Annotated in this window: 1 protein-coding gene and 1 pseudogene; one reads left to right on the top strand and one right to left on the bottom strand. The window is 71.5% G+C overall.

The window, feature by feature from the left end:
* Nucleotides 1-788 (top strand): annotated as a pseudogene (locus tag FV223_RS30910) (chromosome segregation protein SMC); the annotation flags it as partial.
* Between the two features lie 41 nt (nt 789-829).
* Here the strand turns inward: FV223_RS30910 and FV223_RS26580 are convergent.
* On the bottom strand, nt 830-1,818 hold a 989-nt coding region (locus tag FV223_RS26580), incomplete at its 5' end, for a carboxypeptidase M32 (protein ID WP_147729727.1).

The following is a 1,818-nucleotide window of genomic DNA, read 5'->3' as shown; positions in this document are numbered from 1 at the left end:
GCGCCTCGACCGCGTCCTGCGCGTTGCGGGCGGAAGCGCTCGCGCGGCGCGTCGAGCTGGCACGCGCCGCAGACGGCGTTCCCGAAGACGCGCTGCGTGCCGACCTCGCCGCCATCGACGCCGATGCGATCGAGGCGCGGCTGCGCAGCCTGGCGATGGAGGACGAGAACCTCGACCAGCGCGGCAAGACGGCCTTCGCCGAGCGCGATCGCAGCGAGCGCCGGCGCGAGGCGCTGGAGGGCGGGACCGGGGCCGAGCTGGCATTGGCGCAGAAAAAGGCGGCCGAGGCCGAGCTTCACGCGAGCGCCCGGCAATGGGCCGTGCTCAAGCTCGCGAGCCTGATGCTCGGCACCGCCATCGCCCGCCAGCGGACGGGGCAGCAGGACCCGTTGCTGACCCGGGCCGGCGCGATCATGGCGGCCCTGACGGGGGGCGGGTTCTCCGGCCTCGCGCAGGATTACGACGAGGCCGACAAGGCGCTGATCGTTGCCCGCCGCGCCGGTGGCGAGACCGTCCACGTCCAGGGCCTCAGCGAGGGCACCCGCGACCAGCTCTACCTCGCGCTGCGGCTGGCCTACCTGGAGGACTACGCCGGCAAGTCCGAGCCGGCGCCCTTCATCGGCGACGACCTGTTCTCGACCTTCGACGACGCGCGGACCGGCCACGGCCTCGAAGCGCTCGCTGCGATCGGCGGCACCGTGCAGCCGATCCTGTTCACCCACCACCGCCACGTCGCCGACCTCGCGCAGGCGCGTCTCGGCTCGGCGGTGGACATCATCCCGCTCTAGAGCAATTCCCGTGATCCCTGGATCACGGGAATTGCTCTATCTTATTGTGAGATCGCGTTTCCTTCACGCGAGCCGGGATCCACTTCGCATGAAAATGCTCTAGCCGATCCGTAGCGCGTTTCGAGGTGGGCGAGGTAGGCCTCGGTTCCGAGCGGGCGGCCGGTCGCCTGCTCGAGCAGCGCATCGGTGGGCAGGCGGCTGCCTTGCTCGTGGACGTGGCGGCGCAGCCAGCCGCGCAGCGGCGCGAAATCGCCCGCGGCGAGGCCCGGCATGATCCCCGGCTCGTCGCGCTTGGCCGCGGTGAAGAGCTGGGCGGCGGCCATCGCGCCGAGCGTGTAGGTCGGGAAGTAGCCCCAGGCGCCGCTCGGCCAGTGGATGTCCTGCAGACAGCCGAGGCGGTCGTTCGGAACTTCGAGCCCGAGCAGGTTGCGCATGCCGTCATTGAACGCGCCCGGCAGGTCGGCCACTGCGAGGTCGCCGGCGATGAGGGCCGATTCGAGGTCGTAGCGGAGCAGGACGTGCGCCGGGTAGGTCGCCTCGTCGGCGTCGACACGGATGAAGCCGGGCTCGACCCGGGTGTGCAGGCGGTGAAGGTTCTCGGGCGTGAAGGCGGCCCCGTCGCGCCCGAATTCCGTACGGACCAGGGGCGCCAGGAACGCGAAGAATTCGCGGCTGCGGCAGGCCTGCATCTCGACGATGAGCGATTGGCTCTCGTGCAGGCTCATGCCGCGGGCCTTGCCGACCGGCTGGTTGCGCCACGCGGCCGGGCGGCCCTGCTCATAGAGCGCGTGGCCGGTCTCGTGCAGCACCCCCATCAGCGCACGCCCGAAATCGGCGGCGTCGTAGCGCGTGGTGATCCGCACGTCGTCGGTGGCGCCCCCGCAGAACGGGTGCAGACTGATGTCGAGGCGCCCGCGCGCGAAGTCGAAGCCGAGCGCACGCATCAAGGCCAGCCCGATCCGCCGCTGCGCCTCAACCGGGAACGGGCCGTCGAGCGGCAGCGGCGGATCGGGCTGGCCTTGATGCGTGC

The sequence above is a fragment of the Methylobacterium sp. WL116 genome, assembly GCF_008039455.1.
Lineage (GTDB): Bacteria > Pseudomonadota > Alphaproteobacteria > Rhizobiales > Beijerinckiaceae > Methylobacterium.
This window is presented reverse-complemented; position numbering and strand designations above follow the sequence as displayed.